Source organism: Nostoc sp. FACHB-190 (assembly GCF_014696905.1).
Classification (GTDB): Bacteria; Cyanobacteriota; Cyanobacteriia; order Cyanobacteriales; family Nostocaceae; genus Nostoc_B.
In genome coordinates, this window is sequence record NZ_JACJQW010000022.1 from 112,038 (window position 1) to 139,034 (window position 26,997).

Annotated in this window: 29 protein-coding genes, 1 tRNA gene and 1 rRNA gene; 19 read left to right on the forward strand and 12 right to left on the reverse strand. The window is 41.5% G+C overall.

Annotated features, from left to right (window positions below):
- The first annotated feature begins 3 nt into the window (after positions 1-3).
- The gene (locus H6G28_RS22190; protein WP_190591810.1) at positions 4-837 is read left to right on the forward strand and encodes a sterol desaturase family protein; all 834 of its coding nucleotides are present in this window, start codon (positions 4-6) and stop codon (positions 835-837) included.
- 30 nt (positions 838-867) lie between these two features.
- A complete protein-coding gene (locus H6G28_RS22195) occupies positions 868-1,227 on the forward strand; it encodes a winged helix-turn-helix transcriptional regulator (protein WP_190591809.1) in 360 nt (119 codons plus the stop codon).
- Positions 1,228-1,661: 434 nt separating this feature from the next.
- Here the strand turns inward: H6G28_RS22195 and H6G28_RS22200 are convergent.
- Positions 1,662-1,734 (reverse strand) — tRNA-Arg (locus H6G28_RS22200).
- A 46-nt stretch (positions 1,735-1,780) separates the two neighbouring features.
- A complete protein-coding gene (locus H6G28_RS22205) occupies positions 1,781-2,959 on the reverse strand; it encodes a murein hydrolase activator EnvC family protein (protein ID WP_190591808.1) in 1,179 nt (392 codons plus the stop codon).
- A 152-nt stretch (positions 2,960-3,111) separates the two neighbouring features.
- On the opposite strand from H6G28_RS22205, the gene H6G28_RS22210 reads away from it, so the two are divergent.
- From H6G28_RS22210 to H6G28_RS22255, 10 genes are all read left to right on the forward strand, one after another.
- Positions 3,112-3,405, forward strand: a complete 294-nt coding sequence (locus H6G28_RS22210; RefSeq protein WP_190591807.1) for a hypothetical protein — start codon at positions 3,112-3,114, stop codon at positions 3,403-3,405.
- A gap of 81 nt (positions 3,406-3,486) precedes the next feature.
- Positions 3,487-4,683, forward strand: coding sequence for a class I SAM-dependent methyltransferase (locus H6G28_RS22215; RefSeq protein ID WP_190674219.1), 1,197 nt, complete (start codon positions 3,487-3,489; stop codon positions 4,681-4,683).
- 409 nt (positions 4,684-5,092) lie between these two features.
- A complete protein-coding gene (locus H6G28_RS22220; RefSeq protein WP_190591805.1) occupies positions 5,093-5,971 on the forward strand; it encodes an NAD(P)-dependent oxidoreductase in 879 nt (292 codons plus the stop codon).
- A gap of 219 nt (positions 5,972-6,190) precedes the next feature.
- Positions 6,191-6,955 carry a serine O-acetyltransferase gene (cysE, locus tag H6G28_RS22225; protein ID WP_190591880.1) on the forward strand — a complete coding sequence of 255 codons (765 nt, stop codon included), beginning with the start codon at positions 6,191-6,193 and terminating at the stop codon, positions 6,953-6,955.
- Positions 6,956-7,156: 201 nt separating this feature from the next.
- Complete coding sequence (gene cynS, locus H6G28_RS22230) at positions 7,157-7,597, forward strand: cyanase (protein ID WP_190591803.1); 441 nt, start codon at positions 7,157-7,159, stop codon at positions 7,595-7,597.
- 196 nt (positions 7,598-7,793) lie between these two features.
- Complete coding sequence (coaE, locus tag H6G28_RS22235) at positions 7,794-8,393, forward strand: dephospho-CoA kinase (protein WP_190674221.1); 600 nt, start codon at positions 7,794-7,796, stop codon at positions 8,391-8,393.
- Positions 8,394-8,523: 130 nt separating this feature from the next.
- A complete protein-coding gene (locus tag H6G28_RS22240; protein ID WP_190674222.1) occupies positions 8,524-9,246 on the forward strand; it encodes a pyridoxine 5'-phosphate synthase in 723 nt (240 codons plus the stop codon).
- Between the two features lie 181 nt (positions 9,247-9,427).
- Positions 9,428-10,147 (forward strand): ester cyclase, encoded by a 720-nt coding sequence (locus H6G28_RS22245; RefSeq protein ID WP_190591800.1) that lies wholly within the window; start codon positions 9,428-9,430, stop codon positions 10,145-10,147.
- A gap of 62 nt (positions 10,148-10,209) precedes the next feature.
- Positions 10,210-10,539 carry an MgPME-cyclase complex family protein gene (locus H6G28_RS22250; protein WP_190591799.1) on the forward strand — a complete coding sequence of 110 codons (330 nt, stop codon included), beginning with the start codon at positions 10,210-10,212 and terminating at the stop codon, positions 10,537-10,539.
- Between the two features lie 256 nt (positions 10,540-10,795).
- Entirely contained in the window at positions 10,796-11,452 is a 657-nt protein-coding gene (locus H6G28_RS22255; RefSeq protein ID WP_190674225.1) for a hypothetical protein, read from the forward strand.
- A gap of 80 nt (positions 11,453-11,532) precedes the next feature.
- Here H6G28_RS22255 and H6G28_RS22260 read toward each other — a convergent pair whose 3' ends face one another.
- From H6G28_RS22260 to folD, 3 genes are all read right to left on the reverse strand, one after another.
- The gene (locus H6G28_RS22260; RefSeq protein ID WP_190591797.1) at positions 11,533-11,988 is read right to left on the reverse strand and encodes a divergent PAP2 family protein; all 456 of its coding nucleotides are present in this window, start codon (positions 11,986-11,988) and stop codon (positions 11,533-11,535) included.
- A 340-nt stretch (positions 11,989-12,328) separates the two neighbouring features.
- Positions 12,329-13,258, reverse strand: coding sequence for a geranylgeranyl diphosphate synthase CrtE (crtE, locus tag H6G28_RS22265; protein ID WP_190591796.1), 930 nt, complete (start codon positions 13,256-13,258; stop codon positions 12,329-12,331).
- Between the two features lie 128 nt (positions 13,259-13,386).
- Entirely contained in the window at positions 13,387-14,262 is an 876-nt protein-coding gene (folD, locus tag H6G28_RS22270) for a bifunctional methylenetetrahydrofolate dehydrogenase/methenyltetrahydrofolate cyclohydrolase FolD (RefSeq protein ID WP_190674228.1), read from the reverse strand.
- Between the two features lie 375 nt (positions 14,263-14,637).
- Between folD and H6G28_RS22275 the strand changes: the two genes are divergently transcribed.
- Positions 14,638-15,018, forward strand: coding sequence for a hypothetical protein (locus H6G28_RS22275; protein ID WP_190591794.1), 381 nt, complete (start codon positions 14,638-14,640; stop codon positions 15,016-15,018).
- A gap of 17 nt (positions 15,019-15,035) precedes the next feature.
- Positions 15,036-15,476 (forward strand): NUDIX hydrolase, encoded by a 441-nt coding sequence (locus H6G28_RS22280; RefSeq protein WP_190674231.1) that lies wholly within the window; start codon positions 15,036-15,038, stop codon positions 15,474-15,476.
- 80 nt (positions 15,477-15,556) lie between these two features.
- Here the strand turns inward: H6G28_RS22280 and H6G28_RS22285 are convergent, their stop codons facing one another.
- The 6 genes from H6G28_RS22285 to H6G28_RS22310 all read right to left on the reverse strand — a co-directional run bounded on the left by H6G28_RS22285 (position 15,557) and on the right by H6G28_RS22310 (position 22,486).
- Positions 15,557-17,290, reverse strand: coding sequence for a hypothetical protein (locus H6G28_RS22285; RefSeq protein ID WP_190674234.1), 1,734 nt, complete (start codon positions 17,288-17,290; stop codon positions 15,557-15,559).
- 243 nt (positions 17,291-17,533) lie between these two features.
- Positions 17,534-19,444: an ABC transporter permease subunit gene (locus H6G28_RS22290; protein ID WP_190674237.1), complete on the reverse strand. Its 1,911-nt coding sequence runs from the start codon at positions 19,442-19,444 to the stop codon at positions 17,534-17,536.
- Positions 19,445-19,478: 34 nt separating this feature from the next.
- On the reverse strand, positions 19,479-20,429 hold the full coding sequence (locus H6G28_RS22295) for an ABC transporter ATP-binding protein (protein WP_190674240.1): 951 nt from the start codon (positions 20,427-20,429) through the stop codon (positions 19,479-19,481).
- 391 nt (positions 20,430-20,820) lie between these two features.
- Positions 20,821-21,687: a mechanosensitive ion channel family protein gene (locus H6G28_RS22300; RefSeq protein ID WP_190674243.1), complete on the reverse strand. Its 867-nt coding sequence runs from the start codon at positions 21,685-21,687 to the stop codon at positions 20,821-20,823.
- Between the two features lie 170 nt (positions 21,688-21,857).
- Positions 21,858-22,064 (reverse strand): hypothetical protein, encoded by a 207-nt coding sequence (locus H6G28_RS22305; RefSeq protein ID WP_190674246.1) that lies wholly within the window; start codon positions 22,062-22,064, stop codon positions 21,858-21,860.
- Complete coding sequence (locus H6G28_RS22310) at positions 22,061-22,486, reverse strand: PIN domain-containing protein (RefSeq protein ID WP_313949969.1); 426 nt, start codon at positions 22,484-22,486, stop codon at positions 22,061-22,063. Before H6G28_RS22310 ends, H6G28_RS22305 begins: the two co-directional genes overlap by 4 nt.
- An 84-nt stretch (positions 22,487-22,570) precedes the next feature.
- Between H6G28_RS22310 and leuB the strand changes: the two genes are divergently transcribed.
- The 5 genes from leuB to H6G28_RS22335 all read left to right on the forward strand — a co-directional run bounded on the left by leuB (position 22,571) and on the right by H6G28_RS22335 (position 26,730).
- The gene (gene leuB / locus H6G28_RS22315) at positions 22,571-23,656 is read left to right on the forward strand and encodes a 3-isopropylmalate dehydrogenase (protein WP_190674249.1); all 1,086 of its coding nucleotides are present in this window, start codon (positions 22,571-22,573) and stop codon (positions 23,654-23,656) included.
- Between the two features lie 93 nt (positions 23,657-23,749).
- Positions 23,750-24,010, forward strand: a complete 261-nt coding sequence (locus tag H6G28_RS22320; RefSeq protein WP_190674251.1) for a hypothetical protein — start codon at positions 23,750-23,752, stop codon at positions 24,008-24,010.
- A gap of 89 nt (positions 24,011-24,099) precedes the next feature.
- Positions 24,100-24,921 (forward strand): prepilin peptidase, encoded by an 822-nt coding sequence (locus tag H6G28_RS22325; protein WP_190674272.1) that lies wholly within the window; start codon positions 24,100-24,102, stop codon positions 24,919-24,921.
- A gap of 396 nt (positions 24,922-25,317) precedes the next feature.
- Positions 25,318-26,349 (forward strand): hypothetical protein, encoded by a 1,032-nt coding sequence (locus H6G28_RS22330; RefSeq protein ID WP_190591785.1) that lies wholly within the window; start codon positions 25,318-25,320, stop codon positions 26,347-26,349.
- Positions 26,350-26,439: 90 nt separating this feature from the next.
- Positions 26,440-26,730 (forward strand): hypothetical protein, encoded by a 291-nt coding sequence (locus tag H6G28_RS22335; RefSeq protein WP_190591784.1) that lies wholly within the window; start codon positions 26,440-26,442, stop codon positions 26,728-26,730.
- A 98-nt stretch (positions 26,731-26,828) separates the two neighbouring features.
- Here H6G28_RS22335 and rrf read toward each other — a convergent pair.
- A 5S ribosomal RNA gene (gene rrf, locus H6G28_RS22340) occupies positions 26,829-26,945 on the reverse strand.
- Positions 26,946-26,997: the final 52 nt, after the last annotated feature.

The following is a 26,997-nucleotide window of genomic DNA, read 5'->3' on the forward strand; positions in this document are numbered from 1 at the left end:
GGGATGAAAAAATTTTTTGATTTCTGTTTTGAGGTCGAATTCTACCTAAAAATTGCTATTAGCTGCACAATTATTCAGCAAATGTTTTATTGGTTATTACACAATATTGAACTTAACTTTATCACCCAGGTACTGTTATACTGGATGACTGCTTCTGTCTCGTTTTATAGTATTGGTTTTTTTATCGAAAAAGTCATTAAACAGAATGGTAGTTTGAGAGATCATTTGACTGTCAGAGCGAAGAAAGTCAAAAAACAATCATTTCCTGTCTTTACAGCAAAAGGTATAATTATTGGAGAACTTAGGAGTTTTATAGCAGCATTAATTATCCTTTATCTAGCGCCAGAGGTGACTAGAGGGAATAGCTGGCTCTTAAACTTTGGATGGTTTTTGATGAGAATAATTGCAGCTGATTTCTGCTTTTACGTTTCTCATTGGCTACTTCACAGAAAATTTTTCCAGAAAATCCATCTTAAACACCATGAGTTTGCTGATTCCTCAAGTTTTGTAGCTGGGCATAAAAGTTTGACTGAATATATAATTGTTACTATTACAGACCTTTTACCTATCTTTATTTTTGGGTATGATATTACTCAACTACTTGCCTGGACTATTATCGGCAATGCTTATAATTTAGAGGGACATAGTTCTTTATCCATATTTTTCGTACCATCAGATTTTCATGATCTTCACCATACTTGTTTCAAGAGGAACTATGGAATTCAAGGATTTTGGGATAGGGTATTCAAAACGTTGAATCCTCCGACAAAAAAAACCGGATTGATTTTTCCTGTCGCTTCTTTAGAACAGATCACGATGAAATATTATAGTGATTGAGTATTCTTCACCTCCACTAATAAAGTTACTATGAAAGCAGAAGCAGAAAGCGATCGCAGGTTAACTTGTGAGGTGGAAGCTACCCTCAAAGTAATTGGTGGACGCTGGAAGGTTTTAATTATTCGAGAATTAATAACTGGTGTCAAACGGTTTGGTGAATTGCAACGCAGTTTACCGGGAATCACACAAAAAATGTTGACTCAGCAACTCAGAGAAATGGAAGAAGATGGGATAGTACATCGACAAGTTTATGCTGAAATCCCTCCCAAAGTAGAATATTCACTCACAACTTTGGGGGAAAGTCTGAAACCGATCCTTTATGCAATGCACGACTGGGCTGTTGAACATTTACAACAGAATTCAGGAGTTAGAATTCAGAATTTGCAATAACTTTCTTGAATCACTCTCGATAGATAAAAGCTAGATTCCGCAGATATTAAGGCGGATTTAATATCTGCGGAATCTGAGTTTAGAAAAATTCTACCAATTCGCAATTCGCAATTCGCAATGACGCGACGCTCGTTCCTCGCTAACGCTTCGCTATCGCAGGCTCGCTAACGCTGCGCTAATCGCAATTAAGAAATATAGCTCCAGTAAGACTTTCCTAATTTCTATCTGTCGCATTCTTTTCTTAAATTGGTATTATTTACTTGATTGCAAAAGTGAATATGTCTGACTTTGTACCATTTGACTGGAAAAATGATACAGATATGTAAGTAGCGCCTCGAATTTGATCGGTACAAGTCGTTCAGCGAACAGAAGCAGAGGTGTAGTTATGATCTACAATTCTTCAACTCGGAAAAATAATTAGTTAATGTACACAACGAGCGCGGAGGGATTTGAACCCCCGACCCACAGAACCGGAATCTGTTGCTCTATCCACTGAGCCACGCGCCCTTAGTCTTCTGGATTATAGCATAGTTGTGATCAAGTTTGTAGACCATTAAAGAAAATCAGCCGGATTGATGGGTGTACCACGGCGACGCACCTCAAAATGCAGGTGTGGCCCGGTAGAAAAGCCTGTGGAACCAACAGCCGCGATCGCTTGTCCGCGCTGTACTCCCTGTCCTTCCGAAACAAACAATTCGCTACTATGTCCGTAGAGTGTAGTCAATCCGTTACCGTGGTCAATAATTACGGCTCTACCATAGCCACCATACCATCCGGCAAAAATGACAGTTCCAGAATCGGCGGCGCGAATTGTACTACCATAACTAGCCGCAAAATCCAAACCTGCATGAAAGCGACGATAGCCGAGAATTGGGTGTATCCGCCAGCCAAAGGGACTGCTAGTAGGTGCATTGCTGGGATAGGCAAACACACCTGTACCGCGAATGATCACACTATTGCGGCTGTTGGTTTTGCTGCGTCCTTCTAAGGCGGCGACTTTTTCTTGAATTAAGTTTTCTAAATTTTGGGAGTCTTTTGCTAATTGATTTTCGGCTGCTTCTAGAGCGAGGCGATCGCTATTTAACCGTTGAAGTAATTCTGCTTGTGACTGCGCTTGAGCTTGATAATCGGCTTTTTGTAAGAGTAATTGCTGACGAATTAAGGCAATTTCATTTTTTTGTTGTTCTACATCAGTTTTTTGCTGATTAATTTGTAGTGCTTGGACATTGAGTTTAGCTAAAATTTTCTGATCTGCTTGATAGACTAACTTTAATTGATGACGACGGCTGATAAAGTCACTGATATTTTGGCTTTGCATTAAAACTGCCCAGCCTTGACTAGCGTGCGATCGCTGGAGATAACGCAACCTAGCGACTGTGGCGATTTGTCGTTCTTCGTAGTTACGTTGCGCCACGGCTAAATCAGCTTCTAGCTTTTGCAGGCGTTGAGTTGCTTGGGCTAACCGCGATTCACTATCTTGAATTTGATTATTTGTGGTATTGATATTTTGATTGATACCTGTTAATCGGTTTTTTGCAGCATTATGTAAATTTGTCAAGCGATCGCGTTCCTGAATCACATTCTGGCGTTCTTGATTAATTTGTTCTTGCTGTTGTCGCAAGGTATCCACGGAGTCTGATGTTGCTGCATATCCCGCCGATAGGGAAATTAATACCAACCCAACACATAAAACATAAGCAAATCCCAGAAAAATGATTTTTAATGCTCTCATAGCGTGAGCCTAACCAAGCCAATGCTGCGAAACACTATGAGTATTCCCAAAATTCTGGTGTTTTGCTCAAGATAAGATGACTAATTTTGTCCCACAGTGGCGATCGCACTAAAGTTAAAGGTGGTGATCATAGTTAGTTTTCCGAAAGTTTTATGAAATCACGCATAGCAATTTTGTTAATTACCTTGGTTTTTCCTGGCTTGGCGGTAGTAGGAATATCACTTTATTGGTTTAACTTAGACTATGCTGCACTAGGCAAAGCTGAAAATTATGTGCAGAAACTAGTAGAAGAAAATAAAGTCAATGATAGACAATTAGAATACGCTTACCATCGGGCTTTTATTCATCGCATCAACGTATTCGCCGATGGTACATGGGGACTGTTGGGAGGTGTGATCACAGCACTAGGGATACATGGATTAGTAACAATTAAGGAAAAGCCATAAGGAAAATATCTATTGTAAATAAGAAGATACCAGACTTATTAATGAAGTCGGGGATCTGAAACCCACTGATCTAACTTGTTTATGAATTCTAACCCAGCGTTGTGTGCGGCCATCAGCGATCGCATTGCTAATAATCCGCAAAAGCGAATTACCTTTGCCGAATACATGGATATGGTGTTATATCACCCTGAACATGGCTACTATGCCAGTAAAGCCGTCAACATTGGGTTTAAAGGCGGTGATTTTTTCACATCTGTTAGTCTTGGCGCTGATTTTGGCGAGTTACTAGCAGAACAATTTTTGCAAATGTGGGAAATTTTAGGACAACCTAGACCTTATTCTTTGGTAGAAATGGGAGCAGGTCAAGGACTGTTGGCGTTACATATCTTCAACTATTATCAACGGCATTATCCTGATTTTTTACCAGCATTAGATTATGTGATTGTCGAAAAATCTCCCGAATTGCAGCAGGAACAACAGCAACGTTTACAAAATTACCCTGTGCGGTGGTGTAATTTAGTAGATATACCTAGCAACTCTATAACTGGCTGCTTTTTTTCTAACGAACTAGTCGATGCTTTTTCAGTGCATCAATTCATTTTACAAACTGGGGAATTGCGAGAAATTTATGTCACCTTACCCTCTGATGTAGAGCAAAATGAAAATTATCTGCTGTTAGAAGGGGAGTTTCAAGAAATCATTGGGGAAACTTCTACACCGCAGTTGACAAAATATTTTGAGTTGATAGGTATTGATTTAACTGCAAAAGTCTACCCCGATGGCTACCGCAGTGAAATTAATTTAGCGGCTTTAGACTGGTTGAGTATAGTAGCAGACCGCTTGCAACGCGGTTATGTGGTAACAGTTGATTATGGCTATCCTGCCCATCGCTACTATAACCCCAGGCGATCGCAAGGAACCCTCCAGTGCTACTACCAGCATCGCTACCATAACAACCCCTATATTAATCTTGGGCAACAAGATATCACCGCCCATGTTGACTTTACCGCCTTGGAACTGTGGGGAGAGCAATGTGGTTTAACCAAAATTGGCTTTACCCAACAAGGTTTATTTTTGATGGCGTTGGGTTTGGGAGACTCAATAGCCTCACTTTCTCATCAAGATATAGCGATCGCTCAGTTATTACAACGACGCGAGTCACTCCACAAACTTATTGATCCCACCGGGTTAGGAGGCTTTGGAGTCCTCATCCAAAGTAAAGGACTTCAAAATTTGGAAATTTCTCAACCCCTGAAAGGATTAATTGTGCCAAAGTAAAAGTAAGGGAAAAAATTAAAACTCTCTGTAAGTCGGCAGCATCACTGTTATATGGACTAGCATTACTATTGATTACTGCGAAATCCTGTATTTAAAAAAGCAACAAAAACCTATGAATACTCACGACTTGTTGATGCTAGTAATGCTACTTACACCCGGTATCTTACTATCTGTTGTCATTATGGCGACTTTTGCTGCTGGCGGTTGAATTTAAAGTGCTGAGTGCTGAGTTATCATTTTCTACTCCCCACTCCCTACTCCCTATTGACTCAGCCGCATCGGGTGAATTTGAGATTTAGGATGGCATCTTAAGTCTCAAATTACAAATCGCCAGCCAATTACAATCAAAAGATGAAAACGCGATTTCTGTCATAGACATCGCCTCAGCTTTATCAAAGGAACGTGAACAATGAAGGTGGCATTTCTGGGAACTGGACTGATGGGACAACCAATGGCTCAAAGGTTGTTAGCAGCCAATATACACGTAGTTGCCTACAATCGCACCCCAGAAAAATTAGCACCATTACAAGCAGCCGGCGCAGAAATCGTCACACAACCCCGTCAGGCCATTCGTGCTGCTGATTGCATTATTTTAATGCTGACTAACGCCGCAGCTATTTATCAAGTCTTACTTTCAGATACAGCTTGGCGTACCCTAGAAGGACGCACAATTATTCAAATGGGGACAATTACACCCACCGAAAGCCAAGAAATTCGAGATACCATAATTGGCGGTGGTGGTGAATATATAGAAGCACCCGTATTAGGCAGCATTCCCGAAGCCAAAAGCGGGCAATTAATTGTCATGGTAGGCGCAACTTCCGACCAATACCAAAGGCATTTACAGTTACTGCAAAACTTTGGCCCAGAACCTTTACTAATTGGCCCTGTGGGGACAGCCGCCGCCTTAAAATTATCTCTCAATCAATTAATCGCTTCTTTAACAACCAGCTTTGCTCTCAGTCTGGCTTTTTTACAGCGTCAAGGTGTCAATATTGAATCTTTTATGCAGATTTTACGCCAAAGTTCTTTGTATGCACCGACTTTTGATAAAAAGCTGCAAAGAATGTTAGAGGAAGACTACACAAACCCCAATTTTCCGACCAAACATTTGCTCAAAGATACAGACTTATTTATCTCAGAAGCCAAAGCTTTGGGTTTAGACCTCAGTAGCATTGAGTCTGTGCGACACATTTTAGCTACAGCCATGAAAATGTCATTTGCTAATGATGATTATTCATCAATCTTTTCCGCTATTAAAGAATGGGGAGATTCTGGGGCGGAGTGAGTGGGAGTGGACTAGGGGCAGGGAGAAGGGAGACAAGGGAGACAAGGGGGACAAGGGAGCAATCTTTCTACCGTGTCTACCCCTTCTCCCGTGTCTACCCCCTCTACCTTGTCTCCCTTGTCTACCCTCTCAACACTCAGCACTCAGCACTTTATCAACCAAGCACTCAAAAAGATAATATGGTATGGTAGCTCGTTTGCTTTTCGAGGGTACTATTGCGTGCTATCTACTCTACGTGCCGATTTCCGCATCATTTTTGAACGTGACCCAGCCGCCCGTAACTGGTTAGAGGTTTTGGTTTGTTACCCTGGCTTGCAAGCCCTAATTTTTCACCGACTGGCTCACTGGCTACATCACTTTGGTCTTCCCTTTATTCCCCGCTTCATTTCTCACCTCTCTCGATTTTTGACTGGTATCGAAATCCACCCAGGTGCAACTATTGGGCAAGGGGTATTTATTGACCACGGTATGGGTGTGGTGATTGGTGAGACGGCAATTATAGGTGATTATGCTCTTATTTATCAAGGTGTTACCTTGGGCGGAACTGGTAAACAAAGTGGTAAACGCCATCCTACAGTCGGTGAAAACGTTGTAGTTGGTGCTGGCGCAAAGGTATTAGGCAATATTCACATTGGTAATAACGTCCGCATTGGTGCTGGGTCAGTTGTGCTAAGAGATGTGCCTTCTGATTGTACTGTGGTCGGTATTCCTGGACGGATTGTCTATCGTTCTGGAGTCCGCGTTGCACCTTTGGAACACAACAACTTACCAGACTCAGAAGCGGAAGTGATTCGCGCTTTAGTCGATCGCATTGAAACTTTAGAACAACAAATCCAAAATCTCCAGCAACTACAAATTGCTGCTAAAACTCCTGTATTAGTTGGTGCGGTAGCTGTCCAAGAACCTGAACCAAAATCAGAGGCTCCTTTGTGTAGTCTCAGAGACAAAGCAATTCAAGAATTTCTTGATGGTGCGGGGATTTAACTCTGCTGGGGTGAATGTAGACGCTCACACCAATCAGCTGGTAGGAGTAAGTAGTTCATCAAATCAAGATGTCGATAAACTGGATCAATGGGTAAAAAAAGGTACATTAGTTGAAATGTTACCTTAAGGTCAACATCCAGACTGTCTTGGCAAAGTATACTATCTCTGGTTCAAAATCCAAAATTAGTATCAGAGTGTACTATGTCCATTCCCCCATTAACTCAAAAGCTGCTGGCTGCTAAAAAACTCAAAGGATTAACCTTTACAGATTTAGAACAAGTTTTAGGACGTGATGAAGTCTGGATTGCGGCGTTGTTTTATCGTCAAGCAACAGCTTCTCTAGAAGAAGCACAAAAACTAGCTGATGTGTTAGGGCTTGATTCTGAAGATATTGCGGAACTAATTAGCTATCCCACCAAAGGTTTAGGCCCTGTCGTCCCAACCGATCCCTTAATTTATCGGTTCTACGAAATTATGCAAGTTTATGGTTTCCCAATCAAAGAAGTTATTCAAGAAAAATTCGGTGATGGGATTATGAGTGCAATTGATTTTACCTTAGACATCGAAAAAGTCGAAGACCCCAAAGGCGATCGCGTGAAAGTCACCATGAATGGTAAATTCTTACCTTACAAGAAGTGGTGAAAAAGTGCTGAGTGCTGAGTGCTGAGTAAAGAGTAAGGAGTAAAGAGTAATGAGTGATGAGTGCTAAACTCTTCCTTGTCTCCCTTGTCCCCCTTGTCTCCCTTGTCTCCCTTGTCTCCCATATCTCCCATATCTCCCTCATCCCCCAACCCAGAGAATAGGGAGAAAATCACAAATGACCAATGACAATTGACTAATGACCAAACGCATCATCGCTTTAACTGGAGGAATTGCTACAGGTAAAAGCACTGTTGCTAATTATTTAGCCAGTGCTTATCACCTGCCGATTTTTGATGCTGATATTTATGCTAGGGATGCAGTCTCTATTGGTTCACCTATTTTAAAGGCGATCGCACAACGTTACGGTGAACAAATCTTACTTCCTGATGGTAATCTCAACCGTCAAAAATTAGGCGAAATTATTTTTCAAAATCAACAAGAACGCCAATGGATAGAAGATTTGATTCACCCTTATGTGGCTAACTGTTTTCTGCAAGCAACTGCAACATCTACCGCCGAAACTTTGGTGTTTGTTATTCCACTGCTGTTTGAAGCAAAAATGACATATTTGGTTACAGAAATTTGGGTGGTCAGTTGTTCAGAAACACAACAGTTGCAAAGATTAATTCAGCGCAATCATCTTCATCCAGAACAAGCACAAGCAAGAATTCAAAGCCAACTACCTTTAGCCGAAAAAATATCCCGTGCAGATGTTGTTTTAAATAATTCTTCTACCCCAGAATCATTGCTGAATCAGGTGGATGTGGCTTTCCAAAAAAATACAAATTTATCATAAACCCAAGAGACTGAAAGTCTGAGGCGATAAGAACAAAGCCTGTTAACTGTCGGGGAAGCCACTACCTCACTTTACAACTCCGATTTCCGCTAAAATCAAGTTCGGAGGACTGTTAATCGGGAGACTAGGGTTGCCTACACTTGGAGTTAACATTGACCATATCGCTACCATCCGACAAGCGCGGCGGACGGTGGAACCAGACCCTGTGGCGGCGGCTGTGCTGGCAGAGTTAGGGGGTGCAGATGGAATTACAGTACATTTGCGGGAAGACAGGCGGCATATTCAAGACCGAGATGTGCGGTTACTGCGGCAAACAGTGAGAACACATCTTAATTTGGAGATGGCTGCTACTGAAGAAATGCTGGCGATCGCGCTTGACATTAAACCAGATTATGTCACTCTAGTTCCAGAAAAGCGCGAAGAAGTCACCACCGAAGGCGGACTCGATATTGTTGGGCAAATTGCTAGAATAGGAGAGATTGTCGATAAATTGCAGAGTGCTGGCATTCCTGTCAGTTTGTTTATCGACGCTGAACCTGCACAAATTGAAGCATCTGTCAAGGTGCAGGCAAAATTTATTGAACTGCACACTGGCCAGTATGCTGAAGCCCATGATGAAACCAGCCGACAAAAGGAACTAGCAATTTTGGCTACAGGGTGTGAACAAGCAATTAAAGCCGGACTGCGGGTCAATGCTGGTCATGGACTCACGTACTGGAACGTTCATCCAGTCGCCGCCCTACCCGGAATGGAAGAACTCAACATCGGTCATACTATCATCAGTCGGGCAGCCCTAGTCGGGATAGAAAGAGCAGTCCGGGAGATGAAACAAACCATACAAGGAAATCAGTGAACAGTAATCAGTTATCAGTTTGTTATTGATAACTGGTCACTGACCACTGATAACTGATACTAGAGGGGTTGTAACTGCGAAATCCAGAAAAAAGTATGAAGTGTGAAGTGTGAAATAAGTATTTTCAGCCTTTATCCTTCAACCTTCAGCTTTGTTGGTTAAATTTTCAATTTAGACTTTTATGACCTCAACACAATCTCAAGACTTACCGCTTTGGGTACAGGATAGGGATAAAGTTATCGCCGCCAGCACTGATGCGGAGTGGCGTTATCAAACACCTCCTGATTATTCTCGTTCAAAAGAAAATCTTGCCAAAGAAAGTGTATGTAATCATGTTGAAGGATCGTTAGAGGCGATCGTGCAGAACTTGGTAAGAACCTTCGAGATGGAGGTATCATTCAAATCTAACCCGCAGCAGTGGTTATCGGTTGTGAGTGACAAGTTTCGCGTTAGTACCAATGGCGGCCCTGAATATACCGCCGCAGAATTAGGCAACCAAGGTACTTACAATTTATTCATGGCTGATTCTGAACATTACAAAGCTTCCGAAGAAAGCTTTGAATCATCAGCTAAAATCTTCCACACAACATTTCCCCAAGGTTTCCCTTGGGAAGTGCTGGAAGTGTACTCAGGGCCACCAAATGTAGCATTCAAGTGGCGACACTGGGGACATTTTAGAGGCGAATACAAAGGTTATGCGCCCACTGGAGAGACAGTTGAAATTGTCGGGACGAGTATAGCTCGTGTCACCGATGATTTAAAAATTATTTCCGTAGAACACTATTTTGACAACACCCTGTTTTTAGAAAAACTGACAGCCGGTGGTAAACAAACAAATAGTGAAACTAAAGGAAGTCGTTGTCCCTTCAGTTCTTGGTTCCAAAGATTTCGGAAGAGTTAGTTAAATAGGGTACAGAGTTAATTCTGTACCCTGTTTAAACCGTTAGTAACCCAAGGATGAAAATGCAAACATATTATTACGTTTTAGCCAGCCAACGCTTTCTAGTCCAAGAAGAACCTTTAGAAGAAGTGCTGAAAGAACGCACCCGCCATTATCACGAAAATGAAAAGCAAATTGATTTTTGGTTAGTACAGCAACCAGCCTTTTTAGAAGCGCCAGAAATGGCAGCAGTTAAAGCACAGTGTCCTAAACCCGCAGCTGCGATTATTTCGACAAATCCCCAGTTTATCACCTGGCTGAAACTGCGCTTGGAGTATGTAATCACTGGTGATTTTAATGCACCATCTGTAACAATTCCCGATCCTTTGGCTTCTCTTGCGAGTGTTTCTTAAGCAAGAGTCAATAGTCATTGGTCATTAGTCATTAGTTTTGATATGGCAGTAGCTAAGTTGCTTAGGAAATCAGTAAATATCAAAGACAGCAAAAGACTTTTAACTCTGTCACCTGTAGCCTGTAACCTGTCTCCTGCTATACAGTATGTTAGATTGTCTGACTGTAAGACAACATTAATTTACAAATGACCAAGGACAAATGACCATTGACTATTGACGAACTACTAAAATAGAATTTTTTTAAAAAATCCAGCTTATGCGTCCCAACTTTGTGCAGAGAGTTCAGATTATATCTGGTGGATTGGTAATTGCGATCGCAGGTTTAATCAATACTACAATTTCTGTTAACGCGCAACAAAAACTGCCTGTCTGCCAACCGCCAAATCCTGGAGAATATTTATTACTAGTAATAACGCCCACACCTGAGTATCAAAAGCAATTGCGGAGTGCTTTACCCAACGAAATTGCCACTACTAACTGTCAATACCTCACTGATACAGTCACGCGAATTGGTGGTTTTAACAAAATTGACGATGCAAATCGTTGGGCTAGGTACATCAATAATATTGTTGGTTTATCTGCCATCATCACAACCAAGCCTGCTGAAGTTGCTCAACAAGCCGCCGCAACAACACCAACAGTTAGCTATAACCCCCAACCATTAGGGCAAGGCTACGCCGTACTGGTAGATTACTACAACCGTCCAGAACTAGCGAATAGCGTCCAGCAAGTTGTCGGTGGTAATGTTGGTTTTGCCTCTTACGGACAACGCCCTTATTTGTTAGCTACTCACACTACCAACCAACAACAAGCATACAACACCCTACAAAAACTCAACGAACGCGGCTTTTTTGCCATCCTCGTTGATAGTCGCAAAGTTGTGTTACTGCGTTCCGCCGTCAAAGTGCAGTAGTGTTAGGAGAGAGGGGAGAAGGGAAGGGGGACAAGGAGGACAAGGGAGAAAAAGAATAACTATTGATTTTTGATCCTTGACTAATAAGCCGTCCTGGCTAACCAGTAAATTGTGACTCCCAAAGCTGAACCAGCGATGACTTGTACTGGTGTGTGTCCCAGTAACTCTTTGAGTCGGTCTTGGCTAAACTCGTGCTTTTCATCAAATAATTCCGCAATCATTTGATTGAGTATTCGTGCTTGTTTACCCGCAGCTTGGCGGACTCCAGCCGCATCGTACATCACGATGATGGCAAACACGGTAGCTAAGGCAAACTCCGGGGATGACCAACCGACAGTTTGTCCAATACCTGCGGCTAAGGCTGTTACTAAAGCTGAATGGGCGCTAGGCATACCGCCAGTCGTGACTAAAACACGGACATTCAGTTTTTGATTTTTGACGACATCGATAACCAGTTTCAAAGCTTGAGCAATGAAACAGGCTACCAGGGCTACCAGCAGCACCCGGTTGTTTAATATATCGGCTATGTCCTGCATGGTGTTTTAGTTCAGTTAGTTAAAATTAGCGTAATTATTTTGTAAGTAAAAATTTAGACGCAACCCAAAATTCTAAATCTCAAAAGGAACCATAGCAAAGTGCTGAGTGCTGAGTATAAACTCAGTATTCTCAGTATGTTCAGACAGCAACATAGTTTTAATCTATGCTTTGACTGCTCTAATTCCAAATATTGTGTGAGGTTTTTGGAGTAGCCTATTAGTTAAGACTATGAATCTAACTTTCTTTTGTGAAATATTCACTCAGAAGCGGTTTAACTTCCAGTAATGCTGATTCACCACAAGATAGCGGCTCCAAAATTTAAAATCCAATTGGTTTGTCCTAGTTATTGCGATTCACAATAAAGTGGGCTATGGCTTTGAGTGGTTGTGCCAGACTACCATAAGGTTCTAATTCTGCACAAGCTGACTCAATTAGCTGTTGAGCTTTAGCGCGTGATTCCTCAATTCCCCACAGGCTAGGATAGGTAACTTTCTTGGCTACGAGGTCTTTACCCGCCGTTTTGCCCAATTGTTCTTGAGTGGCTGTGACATCCAAAATATCATCAATAATTTGGAATGCTAGACCGATGTTTTGTGAGTAGCGAGTTAATCTTTGTATGTCGTCTGCGGCGGCTCCAGCTAAGATACCACCACAAACAACGCAAGCTTCCAAAAGGGCCGCAGTTTTATGGTTGTGAATAAAGTTGAGGGTTTCGAGGGAAATATCAGATTTACCTTCTGATTCCAAATCTACCACTTGCCCACCCACTAAGCCTGCTGCGCCCAAGGCTCTGCCTAAGCGAGCAATTACCTGCAAAACTTTATCTCTAGGAACATTCTCTGGTGTTTTAGTGGCAACTAGTTCAAAAGCAAAGGCGAGTAAGCCATCGCCTGCCAAAATTGCAATATCTTCGCCATAGACTTTGTGATTGGTCAACATTCCACGACGATAATCATCATTGTCCATTGCTGGCAGGTCATCGTGAATTAATGACATTGTGTGAATCATTTCGACGGCACAAGCTGTAGGCATAGCCATTTCGATAGTACCGCCCATCATTTCACAGGTAGCAAGACAGAGAATGGGACGTACCCGCTTACCTCCAGCTAGGAGAGAGTAGCGCATTGATTCATAAATTGTTTCTGGATATATGACGGGCATTGATTTATCCAGAGCAGTATCACAAAGCTTTTGGCGCTCTTTGAGATAGGCGACAAGGTTAAAGGTTGCTGTTTCTGGCATCTTCTGAAGGTTATCAGCTGCTACCATTCTTATAATTCCTTCAATTTTTGGCTTTTGGCTGTTTGTCTTATACGTCACAATTTTACGGGGCTTTGGTGCTGAAAAGTTATGCAGGATGAATCGGGAGTTAAAAATTCATAACTGATATCTTTTGACTAGCTTGTAGTCCGCAAATAGCTGGTAAATGTATTTTGCAATAATATGGCAACGGTCATAGGGCCGACACCGCCAGGAACTGGGGTGAAATATTCTGCCACACCTGCAATTGATTCCAAATCGACATCGCCGACTAAGCGACTATTGCCATTGGCATCAGTGACGCGGTTCATCCCCACATCTACCACGATCGCACCCTGTTTTACCATGTCGGCGGTAATGAGTCCTGGACGACCAACGGCGGCGATGATAATATCGGCATTCTTGGTGATGCTGGTAAGATTTTGCGATCGCGAGTGGGCAATGGTAACAGTAGCATCTGCTTCTAGTAGCATCAAAGCCATTGGCTTTCCTACTAAAATACTGCGCCCTATCACCACTGCATTTTTTCCCCGCAAAGGAATATTATATTCTGCCAGCAAGTGCATGACTCCCGCAGGAGTGCAACTACGTAAACCACTTTCACCGCGTACTAGTCGCCCTAAATTGACTGGGTGCAGTCCATCCGCATCTTTATCGGGATGTATTTGATGTAACAAAGAGACTGCATCCAAATGGTCAGGTAAGGGGAGTTGCACCAAAATTCCATCAACTCGATTATCTTCATTGAGTTCGGCAATAACCGCCTCTAATTCTTTTTGGCTAGTTTCTTGAGGAAAATGCTTACCAAAAGAAGCAATACCCACCTTAGCGCAGGCTTTTTCTTTATTGCGGACATAAGCTGCTGATGCGGGGTTATCACCAACCATCAACACGGCTAAACCAGGAGGACGGCCTACTTTGGCTTGTAATTGGTGAATTTGGGTTTTAAGTTGCTGGTGAATTTTTGCTGCTAAGGCTTTACCATCAAGAAGTTTGGCAGTTGTTGTTTCCATGAGAATCCTCAGAAGATTCGCCTCTAAAATCCAAAATGTAAATTGTCTGTAGCGAAGTCAACGGTTTGAAAGGTTTTTGGCTGTTAATTGTTGTTGCGCCTCTCCTACCACAAGACCATACTTGTTCATCTTCTCAGATCCCTTGTCGAATCTGACGGATAAAACTATGAAATCTTAGAGGGAGGGAGTGGGGAATGGGGTGTAGAGAAGGGTGTCAGGGTGTAGGGGGTTGAAGAGGAGAAATTACAATCATTTCTCCCTTGTCGCCCTTGTCTACCTTGTCTCTCACCAAACCCATCAACCGGGGAACAGAGAACGGCTAAAACTCAACAGGTAATAGTACAACAGAAGAACTACCCATTCCCTATGAGACTGATGCACAAATCGCCAAATTATTACCGTATACTTTGCTATTTTGTCCTAGTGGCGGGACTTTCTGGCTGTGCGGCTTGGAGGCTTCCAGAAATCAAAGGTAGCAATTTCATTTTTGGTAGCAATGTGACTCAAATTGCCGAAATTCAAGCCAAACCCAACACACAGGCGACTGTGTATATTCAAGGTAAGGTAGAAAAGCAAGTCCCACTGATGAAGCAGTGGGCATATCAAATTGATGATTCGACTGGCAAAATTTGGGTAATTACCAATCAAAGCAATTTGCAAAAAGGTACTCAAGTAGTATTAAAAGGTAAAGTTAGCTACAAAAGTATCCCTATCGCTGGGCAAGATTTTGGCGAAGTATATATAACAGAAGAGTGATTTTAAGTGTAAATTTTATGACTAATCAATTACCAGAAGTAGCGATCGCCATTCTCTACCAAGACAACAAGTATCTCATGCAACTGCGCGACAATATCCCCACGATTGCGGCGGCTGGTTGCTGGGCTTTTTTTGGCGGACATATCGAACCCGGTGAAACACCAGCCGTCGCCGTCCAACGGGAAATTCTCGAAGAAATTGGTTATAACTTACCAACATTCGCTGAATTTGGCTGCTATCCCGATGAAAAAGTCATCCGCCATGTTTTTCAAGCACCTTTGTTGGTAGACATCAATCAACTAGTGCTGAATGAAGGCTGGGACATGGGACTGTTAACAGCCGAAGACATCCGCCGTGGTAATTGTTACTCAGCCGTAGCCGAGGAAGTTAGACCATTGGGGACAATGCACCAAAAAATTATGCTGGATTTTATTAGTAAGCGAGAGAGTGGGGAGTAGCTGACAGGTGTAGGTTTTTTACATTTCACCCCTACACCCAATCCCCACAGACAATTTTTGTGCGTAAGTCCTGAGCTATTTTAGCTAATAGCAGATTCAGTTCCTGCTAACAATGCTTTAGTTGCAGACTCTCCTGCTTTTTTCAACTTGCGTGTTAGTTGAGATATTAAAAATGTTGCGATCGCAAAATGTCCTAAGATTGCCAGAAAATAAGCCAATGGTAATCCATCTCCGCTTCTTGATGAGGATAAAGCAATGAGTGGTGCAGCAATGGAAAATAGCCAAACTACAGGGTAGTTGTCAGGTCTATTCAAGAATATCCCTAAGAAAATTGGGTGGATGATAATAACAGACATTAACACCCCTGCTGCCCATAATTGGCGCTGTTCATTTTTCATAAAGAGAATTAACTGAGTTAAGGCTGCATAGATCACAGCTAAACTCCCTGCAAACAGCAGCGCCATCCAAGTATTCATTTTATCTTCGATACTGACTTGGGAAATCAAAGCAAAGCAGCTTAAGCAAGTCACAGACATGATAGCATTAATAGCGATCGCTAAAATTCCTGGGCTTTTCTCACCCCAAATTAAATCATCAGTTAAACTAGTTTTACCTAATTCTTTGGGTTGCGTAATATGTCTGTATCTAGCCCAATCTTGCAGTGTTTGACGACCAGGAATAATCGCAGCAATTAAATATAAAAATAGCCCCAAATTCAAAATCATTAAAAGTCCGATGTTTTCTTGAAGTACATAACTATAACTTCTAGATGGGCCATCAAATATTAACTCTCGCCAATCAGCGCATCCTAAAATGATGAGATTAAAAACAGCAGTTAGTAAATAACTCTGCTTTTTGCTCAACATAGTTACATTAGGATCACGAAAGCAACGCTGTAAAGATTGCCAAAAAAAGTATGCCCCGATCAAGTAAACTGCTACTGCAAAGACAGCCGTAGTAATAAAACTTTCTCCTATGGAGAAAATGAACCAAGAAAAAGATTTGAAATTGGGAATAGCAAAACTAAATTTTCTGTCTATTTCAATGTCAAAATATGGCATTAAAAAATATGGGTTAAGTAGCCCAAAAAAATTAACTGGATTATTAGTAGGGAAATTAGACGTGAAAGTTTGTTTGGTAAATATGAGGTATCCTAATAATGCGCCACTGCCTAACCAAGGCTGAAAACCCCCTAACCAAGAACCCACCAAACCAAATATTAATGCAGCACTGTAGTATAAAAAACTAGCCCCAATGACTACTGCATCAAAACTGATAATTTCCATCACATGAATTTTGGCATTCAAACCCATCCAGAAATGCAAAGGTAATGCTAATACTACAGCCACATAAAGTAAAGCGGGAACACCAAGCATTTTTCCCAATAAAATACTCTGTGGTGATTGGGGACTCAGGCGGATAAAATTTAGGGTATCGCGTCTTTGTTCGGTAGCTAAGTCATTAATTAGTAGATAACTACCTGCTGCTAATAAACCAAAGCTCACAATAATATTTAACCAAGTAAAGACATCCCAAGACCACAATTGCCAATTGATAATCGCATTACCAAAACCATCAGCAAGACATCCAGGTAAGTCATATTTTGTTGTACCAGTGCAGTATCTATTAGTCAGATTTTGTACTGCATCATAGCGTGTAGGTAACTGGGCTTGAAAGGATATAAATAAGATAAATTGACCCAGCAATGATAATGCAGATGTTAATAAAATATTTCGGGGTTTTAGCCGTCCTTTAAGTTCCCGAAATAACTGCGGATTCCCGTTTCCTAAGTAATTTATTAAGGCTTCTATCATGAATATTTCTCCTCAGTAACTAGTTAATTATCTATCTGAATCTGGTTTGATTTCTGAATGTACTTATGTAGGAAAAGAGTAGGAAATAGGGAGTAGGAAAGAAGCTTTGTATAAGTCCAGTTATTTTTTACCTAATCAAAGATTAGCCCTACATAGCAATCATAAATGCTATACAAATATTCCTCTACCTTGTCTCCCCTGTCTCCCTTGTCTACTTTTTCAAATAAGTTCCTTGCTGATTAATTACCGTCCGGCTAATAATGCTTTCGTTGCAGATTCCCCAACTAACTTCACCTGATTGGCCAAATTTACATTTAACAAAGCTAAAACAGTGAACTCAGCTAAAAGCGACATAAAAGTTGTTGTTGTAGCTGAGTATTCCAAAGCAGCCCAAGGAAAATTAGAAAATAACCAAAACATAGTATTAGTTTCAGGTCTGATTTCTAATAGAGCCAAAATTATTGGTGGCACAAACATTAATATCCCTAGAATAATGCTAGACAAAAACACCCGCTTGGAAGTTTTTAACAATAGGATGCTTTGTAATATGGTGGCATAAATCATCGTTATAGCAATGAACATCGCCACTCCTAAAATAGCTTTCAGCCTGCCAATTCGATTCACCCAATCAATAGCATTGTAATGATGGATATTCAAAGCTGGAGCGAGTAAAATCCATACTATTAAGGGGATAGTTATGATTATTAAACTCAACCCAACTGAAACTATTACAGGACTTTTATCCTGCCAAATTAAATCACGCCATACAGATTTATTACTAAAAGCATCGCTACTAGATGTTTGTTGATGACGATATCTTGCCCAATCTTGTACTTGTTGTCTACAAGGAGACAAAATCATAAACAAACAAGTTAGTAAAACGAAGTTAAGAAATATAAGCCAGAAGAAGTTTTGACCTATTTGATAATTCAAGTCATAGTAGCAATTTATTGGTTCATTATTTCGGTAAGCAAGGCAGTAAGTTTTGGTATATTGCAGGGTAAATCCCCAAAAAATTACTTGATAGCCAGCTACCAATAAGTAACTTTGTCCTTTACTGAGTAAGGTAGCATTAGGATTACGAAACCGCCGTCCAAGTGCTTGCCAAATCCAATAGCAGCCAACACCATAATTGAGTAGGTGTAACCCTGTAAATGTGAAAACATTTTTGCCTAATGGTAGGTAGAAAAATTGAGTTTCTGCTAACAATGATGGGTTGCTGTTCTTCAAAAGATTTGGGAACATATATTTCAGCATATCGAACGGGGTTAGTAGCCTCAGCCAAGCTGCTGTGGTGTGTAAATCTTCGCTACTAAATGCAAATTGCATTGCATTTAGCAAAAATATGAAAACTGCACCACTAGCCAACCAAGGCTGAAAACCACTCAATCTATTACTCATTAAACTGAATAATAATGTGGCGCTGTAGAAGAAGAAGCAACTAGCAGCTAAGACGATATAAAAGCTAACAATATAACTGATGTTAACTTGGGCAGAAATTCCTGACCAAATATGCAAAGGAACCGCCAGCAAAATTACTAAGTAAATAACAATTGGCACTCCTAGCATTTTGCCAGTTAAAATGCTAGTTTCTGGCTGGGGACTGAGGCGGATGAAATTCAGCGTACCGCGCTTTTCTTCTTGAGCAAGATTGTTGACTAGTAAATATGTCCCAGCAACTAATAGTGTGTAGATAAAAACTATGCAGAGTGTGATAAATATATATTCCCAGTGGTCACGCCACCACATTTGAAAGTTAATTTCGGAAATGGGACATGGCTGCTGATATAGGGTATATTCTAACTGTTTTTGCTGTGCTTTGAGGGATTGTAATTTATCTTGGGATTCCAGTAGTTTTGAGAGATCATAGTTTTGCTTAGTGCTGTAAAAATTGACTTGCTTTTGAGTCTGATCTATGAGTTTATAACCTGAGTCAATTTGCTTTTGATAAACCTTGCCCAGATTACAATAAAAGTTATTCATGGGATATTTATTATTAGGATATTCTCTAAGATGATAGATAAACAATCCTAACTGAGCGATTAGTGAGATAGCGAAGGCAAATACTAAGTTAAAAACTTTAAGACGACCTTTAAGTTCTCTTAAAAGCTGAGGATTCCAATCGCCAATTTTATCCAAAAAGTTGAGATACATAGGAAGAATTATTTTAAGTTAAGAATTTGATATTTTAGGATGCTTGTTTATGACCAAGCTTGAGGAAAATGCTTTCTAGGTCTTCTTGAGTGCAGTGAAAGTCAGTGATGGGGATATTAGCTTGAATTAGCGATCGCAATAATTCTGCACAAGCATTCTGATCACCAGAAAAATTCACGCGCAGATTATTACTCCCAGGTAAAACTTCCCATGCTTCTACCAAAGGATGATTTTTTAATTCACTAATTACAGGATCAATTTTTCCCAAGGTTGACAACATAATTTGTTGTCGAGCCAAACGCTGATAAAGTTGTTTGAGTGAAGCACTTTCTACTAAAAAACCTAACTCCATAATTCCAATTGAAGTACACAGTTCCGCTAAATCGCTGAGAACATGGGACGAAATTAAAATTGTCATCCCAGCTTCTTGCAATGCTTTGATAATTTCGCGGAATTGCATTCTGGCGATGGGGTCTAGTCCCGATACCGGTTCATCTAGGAGTAATAAAATTGGCTCATGGATGATAGTGCGTGCTAAACTGAGGCGCTGTTTCATCCCCCGCGACAGTGTAGAAATTAAACTGTTGCGTTTATTACCTAATTGAATGAGTTCTAAAACTTCGTGTAGACGCTGAGTACGACGTGGTTCGCGCAAACGATACAACCGCGCAAAGTAATCAAGGTAATCCCAAACAGTTAAATCTTCATACAGGGGATAGTCATCGGGTAAGTAGCCAAGACGACGCTTGATAGTCGGGTTACTCTTGTCCCGTACCATGCGATCGCCGTTAATATATATCTCACCCGTAGTTGGTTCTTCAGCCGTTGCTAACATCCGAATGAGAGTTGTTTTACCCGCACCATTCGGCCCTATCAGTCCGTATACTTCACCCGTTTCGATTTCTAAATGAACATCATTTACGGCTATGTACCGTTCAAATTGCTTAGTAAGTCCACAGGTGCGAATTGCTAATTCTTTTACCATATCTAAAGGAGTACGGTCGTTAATTACACACTAACCTAGCCTCTCTTTAGCCCTGTTGTCAGTCTCGTTTCCAAAATTGAAACTGAGTTATGATCAAATTGGTCTTCAGTGTTTAAATATACAGCTAATAACATTTCAGGCTGATAAAAAAGTAGGTAAAGTATATAACTTACCTACTTGTTCGCAAATATTCTATTTTTTGAGAGATTTTGACAAATTAACAAGACTTACGCACAAAGATTATCTGTGGAGATTGGGTGAAAGGGTGAAAGGGTTTGGGGTGTAAGGATTTTGAATAAGTACACTCTATACCCCTAAACCCTCGCCAAAGCCCTTGATTTTTCGTTTTTATGCGGAAGTCCTGATTAAATTTGATTTGATATGTGCAAACTTAACTCATCATCGAGGCAGATGACATCACAGATTCACCATCATTGACTGTTCCATTAGAAGATTGACTACTAAAGGCGTAGCGTTGTTCAGGAATGGGATAACCAGCTTCACCAAATGCTTCACGTATGGCTTTGTTGGTGTCAAAATAAACTTGCCAGTAGTGGTCATTATTGCAGTAGGGACGTACGGCTAATACTGGCCCTGCTAAATTAAAGGTGATAATTTCTACATCTGGCACAGGATTATTGACTACGTTGGGAATTTGGCTGATTCTGGCTTTGAGACGAGCGATCGCATCATTATGATCGACATCGTGATGTAGTTGTGCTAATAAATCAACTCGACGGTAAGGATTAGCTGAGAAGTTTTGGATATTATCAGAAAAAATCTTATTATTAGCGACAATGGTTAACACATTATCGGGTGTGGTGATATTGGTTGTGAACAGTCCAATTTCTGTAACTGTACCTGTGACACCTGCGGCTGTGATAAAGTCTCCAACTTTAAATGGACTAAAGACAATCAAAAACGCCCCAGCTGCAAAGTTAGCTAACAATCCACCCCAAGCTGCACCAATCGCCACACCAGCAGCCGCTAACAATGCAGCAAACGAAGTGGTTTCAATACCGAAAAAGCCGAGAATGGCGACAACTAAAATAATTCTTAAAGTTACGCCGATGATATTCAGCAAGTAGTTAACTAGAGTTGGATCAACGTGTTGACTGCGGAAACCACGTCTGACTAATTTGAGTGCAAAATCAATCAACTTCTGTGCCACAATCCACAGAGCGATCGCACCCAGGATTTTCAATCCAAATCCTGTTAACAGTGCCACTGCTACTTGGCCAATTTGATTAAAATTCATAAACTTTTTTATTTCTTGCTAGTTTTATCCAAAACATTACAAGAAACTGAGCAAAAAATTTTCAGGCACAGTTTTTTTTTAATCTTTGGGTAGATGCGGAATAGCAGATTTAAGAGTTGATTGAAGCTGAATAATTCAGTAGTAAATGTGACAAAATTAACTGATTACTGTTATTTTTCCATTTCTTTAATTTCGGCAATAATTTCTTCAATGGAAGGATTGCCTAAAATTTGCTCCCTATCTTTTGTGTAATCTCCACTTCCTAGTTCAAACTGCTGCATAAATCTTGCCATTCCGGCAGGGCCAAGAGCTTTTGTGAGGGCTTCTATACCGAGTCGTCGGATCTCCGATTGAGAAAGTTTAGTCACATCTATCATGAAGTAACCTCCATTACCCACTGAAGCGGGTTTTCTACTCTAACTTGTAGCAGGTTTTTGCTTCTAGCTGCCAAACGTAACATTCTGTCATCAGTTGTCAAAAAAATATTGGCATTTCCGGCTTCAGCGCAGGCTATATGTAGTGCATCATAGTTTTTAAAACCCAGTTGGGAAAGTTGTAGACCACGAGATTCAATTTGCTGGGTGATGGTAATTTTGGTTGTTGCACATTCAGTCCAAAATTTGATCTGCTCTTTTCTGGCGCTATCTGGGGTACGCCTTAATTCAACATCAATAACTTGACTAGTCAGCAGTTGCCATTCACCACTTTGGCAATGAGCTAAAATAATTCGCACTGCCTCAGCTTCTAAAAAAATTCTCTCCTGTGTCTGGTCATCGAAGGGTCGATTGAGACAACACACATCTAAATAAATTAAAGCTTCCAGATGTACATCTTGCTAGGTATGATATTTAATCTGCAAGCATTTACCTAATAGAAACTAGCTATGACTCAAAACTACCGCATTACCTTACTTCCCGGCGATGGCATTGGCCCTGAAATTATGGCAGTGGCGGTAGATGTGCTGAAAGTCGTAGGGAAAAAATTTGATATTGAGTTTGCCTTCCAAGAAGCTTTAATTGGTGGTGCAGCCATTGACGCGACAGGCGAACCTCTACCAGCCGCTACCTTAGATACTTGTCGCAAGAGTGATGCTGTATTACTCGCTGCTATTGGTGGTTATAAGTGGGATACTCTACCATCTCACCAGCGCCCGGAAGCAGGTTTGTTAGGACTCCGCGCAGGTTTGGGATTATTTGCCAATTTACGCCCCGCCCAAATTCTGCCGCAGTTAATTGACGCTTCCACTTTGAAACGGGAAGTTGTCGAAGGCGTAGATATTATGGTGGTGCGGGAACTCACTGGGGGAATTTACTTTGGTAAACCTAAAGGCATTTTTGAAACTGAGACTGGTGAGAAACGCGGTTTGAATACAATGGTTTACAGCGAGTCAGAAATTGAACGTATCGGGAGAGTTGCCTTTGAAACTGCGAGAAAAAGAAGCGGTAGACTCTGTTCTGTGGATAAAGCCAACGTATTAGAAGTATCGCAGTTATGGCGCGATCGCATCACCAAACTGTCCGCCGAATATCCCGATGTCGAACTGTCTCACCTTTATGTTGATAATGCCGCAATGCAATTAGTCCGCGCTCCCAAACAATTCGATACGATTGTTACAGGGAACTTGTTTGGTGATATTCTCTCCGATGCGGCGGCGATGTTAACTGGCAGTATTGGGATGTTACCCTCTGCGAGTTTGGGTGCTTCTGGCCCTGGTGTATATGAACCAGTCCACGGTTCTGCACCGGATATTGCAGGACTTGATAAAGCTAATCCTCTGGCGCAGGTTTTGAGTGCCGCCATGATGTTACGCTACGGGTTAAATCAGCCACAAGCAGCAGATAGCATTGAAAAAGCTGTGTTACAAGTTTTAGAGCAAGGCGATCGCACAGGCGATATCATGTCACCAGGAATGAACCTTTTGGGTTGTCAGGCAATGGGAAATTCCCTCATTCAAGCACTAGAGAAATAATTCTTTTTGCATAAACTCGCCAAATTGGCAATCTTTACAGAAAGTTTCGGGTACACTATAGACAAAATCTAGTAAGTAGATAGCAGTAACATAGTGTACGCTTTACGACAAGAGACAGCTAATTTCACCGCCTCTAGAATCCAGCCACCTCTGATTGATCCCGCAATCATCAGGGCGGCTGGCAAGATTTACTACACTTATTGTGAAGTACATCCTGAAATTGCGGGGCAACCTTCTGGGGTAGCAATTAATCGTGTTACCCATCGAGGTAAAGTCATTTTTACTAACCAACCCGTTCTCTTACCGCAAGAATGTTTTGTGCCTCTAAATCAAATTGAGTCCCACATGTATTAGTTATGAGTCATTGGTCATTGGTCATTGGTCATTTGACAAAGAACAAATGACAAACGACAAATGACACAGAACAATTGACAAATGACTATATGGACTTTTTAATAGCCGTTCCGGCGATTATTGTTGTTTTCGCCTTGGGTGCATCTATAGGTAGCTTCATTAACGTTGTAGTTTATCGAATCCCTGCGGGGTTATCGATTCTTTGGCCGCCTTCCCGTTGCCCCCATTGCTTAAACCAGCTAAAAGCTTATGACAATATACCCGTGCTGGGATGGTTGTGGTTACGCGGAAAATGCCGTTATTGCAAAAATAAAATAGCTGTTCGTTATCCCGTAGTAGAAGCAATAACGGGAATAGTTTTTGTTGTGATTTTTTTAGTATTTCAAGTTTCCATCGCTACGTTAGGATATTGGGCTTTTTGTAGTTGGCTGTTAGCATTAGCCTTAATTGATTTAGATACCATGACTCTACCCAATGCCCTAACACAATCAGGTTTAGTGTTAGGCTTGGGATTTCAAATAATTAGCGGTTTTACCCAAGAAGCCAGCAGTGTGAGTATAGTTAGACACCTGATGATGGGGATAGTTGGTGCTGTTATTGGTTTATGGCTATTTGATGGCATCGCCTTTGGTGGTTCAATAGTTCTCGGTAAAACGGCGATGGGTGCGGGAGATGCCAAACTTGCAGCCATGATGGGAGCTTGGCTGGGTTGGCGATATTTGCTGTTAGCTAGTTTAATTGCCTGTACTGTGGGAGTATTAATAGGTGGATTGGTGTTGGTGCGATCGCCTAAAAAAACCGGAGTAAAAATCCCCTTCGGCCCTTTTTTAGCACTAGGCGCAATCATCACTGTCTTTACTGGCCCAGTCATCTTATCGGCTTATTTGCAACTATTCAATTTATCTCAATAACATTATCCATCTTGTGGGGTGGGCATCTTGCCCACCCCACAAACTACTACTCTGACACCCTCAAACCCTTTCACCCACTCTCCATAAAAAATCTTTGTGCGTAAGTCCTGAATTCTAGATTTAACGAAATTAGATTTGCGTCGCTGAATATATGCAGCAATCAGCATCCATCACAAAGATTCTGTTAGTTGATGCTCAATCATATCCAATCTCGACGATCACTCTTTTGTTTCATCAAAGATGTCATGTAGCGATCGCAACCTCAGCACAAATTAGCTAAGTAACATTTTCGAGTTTCGCCAAACCAGGTTTGCACTAGCCAATCTGTATCTTATTCCCCACTCCCTAAAGATTGTGTCATAATAAGCCGACGCATATTTTAGTCAGTTATCCACCGTGCAAGATACCGACGCTATTAATGACCTTGCTGCTGCCCTACAACAGCCCACTGATCTTAGTTTTGAACTACCCGACCCAGAAGATGAGCAAATTCCTGAGTCTGATTTTTTACAGCAGTTAGATATAGCTTGGCAAGTATGCGATCGCTTTGACCTGCAAACAGAAATTTGGCGGGGACGAATTTTAAGGGCTGTACGTGACAGAGAAAAAAAAGGTGGCGATGGGCGGGGTACTGGCTTTCTCAAATGGCTCAAAGAAAGAGAAATTAGCAAGAGTCAAGCTTATTCTTGGATTCAACTAGCCAACAGTGCCGATACACTTTTAGAAGAAGGTCGCCTAGAACCAGCCGCAGTCAATAACTTTAGCAAACGCGCCTTTGTCGAAACGGCGAAATCGTCCCCAGAAGTCCAACAGATGGTGAGTGAAGCCGCCCAAAAAGGCGATCGCATCACCCGCCGCGAAGTCCGCCAACTCACCGATGAATGGATGGCGATGTCTTCAGATTTAATCCCGGAACCAGTCAAGGTAAAAGCCGCAGATAATTCCTTACCACCACGCTACATCGCGCCACTAGTCAAGGAAATGGAAAAACTGCCAGAACAGCACCAAAAATTTATTCAAAAAGAAATTATTGCCAACCCTGACGTAGACACTATCAAGCAAGTCACCACAGAAGCCCGTCAATTAGCCAAATATCTCAAATCTGCGGCACAAGTCCAAGCACTAGCTAAAGAAGACGTAGACATAGAAACTGCCTTAGAAGAAGCCCACAGAGTTGGCTGTTTAAGCGTTGCGGCTGATTTAGTCAATCAAGCTTCCCAAATGGAACAGCTGATTGGCAAGTTATACATGACATGGAAACGCATCAGCAGTTTAGCCGATAGATTGTATGTAGACACAGGTGCAAGTACACCAAACCTGCGATCGCTTTTGAGTTGCATTGAACCTCTTGGTACAGAAATCATGGAACTGCAACTAAGTGGCACAACCGATCATACAGTCCGTTTGCAAATTCAAGAAACAAATTGAAAATAACCAGTATTGTCGCCTTTAGTGGCGCGGAATGCTGTGTCAGTTAGGGTTTGGGCAAATTCCTTGTTATCAAACGGGGTTGTGTCCATGAACCAGCTGATACCGTTAGCGTCATCGTTGATGAGGATGGTTCCACCATTGGGGCGACCTTGTGCGTTGAATCCGGTGATTTTGGCTTCTGTCTGTCGTTCCCAAGAGCAAGGTAAAACTGAAAAAAGGCATAGTAATTTTTGGATAGGTTTATATGGTTTCAATTGGATAGTTGCTTGGCATGAGTGTCAAGCATGGGTCGAGGAACTGGTCGGTTCGATTCGCCATAAGCAGGCATATTATCAGCGAGATTTAAAGGCTATGAAGCTTATACAGCAAGCACTTTAACTAGTTTGTCGCCTGAAGATATAAAGAGAAGAGAGAATAAAAACTAAAAAGCTCCTTAGTTGTAGAATTGTACTAAGGAGCTTTGAGTGTAAAAAGAGACCTGGCGCCGAGCAATTGTGGCAGGAGGCGACCCTCCAACTATCGTAGCCGCAGAAGCGTTTCACCTCTGAGTTCGGGATGTATCAGTGTGGTTCCACCGCGCCATAGGCACCAGGAAAGACAGTGAACAGTGAGCAGTTATCAGTTATCAAACAACTGTCACTAATT

Excerpts from the sequence above, each read along its gene's own strand:
- H6G28_RS22190 (WP_190591810.1), top strand. The coding sequence starts at position 4 with ATGAAAAAATTTTTTGATTTCTGTTTTGAGGTCGAATTCTACCTAAAA.
- H6G28_RS22195 (WP_190591809.1), top strand. The coding sequence starts at position 868 with ATGAAAGCAGAAGCAGAAAGCGATCGCAGGTTAACTTGTGAGGTGGAA.
- H6G28_RS22205 (WP_190591808.1), bottom strand. The coding sequence starts at position 2,959 with ATGAGAGCATTAAAAATCATTTTTCTGGGATTTGCTTATGTTTTATGT.
- H6G28_RS22210 (WP_190591807.1), top strand. The coding sequence starts at position 3,112 with ATGAAATCACGCATAGCAATTTTGTTAATTACCTTGGTTTTTCCTGGC.
- H6G28_RS22215 (WP_190674219.1), top strand. The coding sequence starts at position 3,487 with ATGAATTCTAACCCAGCGTTGTGTGCGGCCATCAGCGATCGCATTGCT.
- H6G28_RS22220 (WP_190591805.1), top strand. The coding sequence starts at position 5,093 with ATGAAGGTGGCATTTCTGGGAACTGGACTGATGGGACAACCAATGGCT.
- cynS (WP_190591803.1), top strand. The coding sequence starts at position 7,157 with ATGTCCATTCCCCCATTAACTCAAAAGCTGCTGGCTGCTAAAAAACTC.
- coaE (WP_190674221.1), top strand. The coding sequence starts at position 7,794 with ATGACCAAACGCATCATCGCTTTAACTGGAGGAATTGCTACAGGTAAA.
- H6G28_RS22245 (WP_190591800.1), top strand. The coding sequence starts at position 9,428 with ATGACCTCAACACAATCTCAAGACTTACCGCTTTGGGTACAGGATAGG.
- H6G28_RS22250 (WP_190591799.1), top strand. The coding sequence starts at position 10,210 with ATGCAAACATATTATTACGTTTTAGCCAGCCAACGCTTTCTAGTCCAA.
- H6G28_RS22255 (WP_190674225.1), top strand. The coding sequence starts at position 10,796 with ATGCGTCCCAACTTTGTGCAGAGAGTTCAGATTATATCTGGTGGATTG.
- H6G28_RS22260 (WP_190591797.1), bottom strand. The coding sequence starts at position 11,988 with ATGCAGGACATAGCCGATATATTAAACAACCGGGTGCTGCTGGTAGCC.
- crtE (WP_190591796.1), bottom strand. The coding sequence starts at position 13,258 with ATGGTAGCAGCTGATAACCTTCAGAAGATGCCAGAAACAGCAACCTTT.
- folD (WP_190674228.1), bottom strand. The coding sequence starts at position 14,262 with ATGGAAACAACAACTGCCAAACTTCTTGATGGTAAAGCCTTAGCAGCA.
- H6G28_RS22275 (WP_190591794.1), top strand. The coding sequence starts at position 14,638 with ATGCACAAATCGCCAAATTATTACCGTATACTTTGCTATTTTGTCCTA.
- H6G28_RS22280 (WP_190674231.1), top strand. The coding sequence starts at position 15,036 with ATGACTAATCAATTACCAGAAGTAGCGATCGCCATTCTCTACCAAGAC.
- H6G28_RS22285 (WP_190674234.1), bottom strand. The coding sequence starts at position 17,290 with ATGATAGAAGCCTTAATAAATTACTTAGGAAACGGGAATCCGCAGTTA.
- H6G28_RS22290 (WP_190674237.1), bottom strand. The coding sequence starts at position 19,444 with ATGTATCTCAACTTTTTGGATAAAATTGGCGATTGGAATCCTCAGCTT.
- H6G28_RS22295 (WP_190674240.1), bottom strand. The coding sequence starts at position 20,429 with ATGGTAAAAGAATTAGCAATTCGCACCTGTGGACTTACTAAGCAATTT.
- H6G28_RS22300 (WP_190674243.1), bottom strand. The coding sequence starts at position 21,687 with ATGAATTTTAATCAAATTGGCCAAGTAGCAGTGGCACTGTTAACAGGA.
- H6G28_RS22305 (WP_190674246.1), bottom strand. The coding sequence starts at position 22,064 with ATGATAGATGTGACTAAACTTTCTCAATCGGAGATCCGACGACTCGGT.
- leuB (WP_190674249.1), top strand. The coding sequence starts at position 22,571 with ATGACTCAAAACTACCGCATTACCTTACTTCCCGGCGATGGCATTGGC.
- H6G28_RS22325 (WP_190674272.1), top strand. The coding sequence starts at position 24,100 with ATGGACTTTTTAATAGCCGTTCCGGCGATTATTGTTGTTTTCGCCTTG.
- H6G28_RS22335 (WP_190591784.1), top strand. The coding sequence starts at position 26,440 with ATGAACCAGCTGATACCGTTAGCGTCATCGTTGATGAGGATGGTTCCA.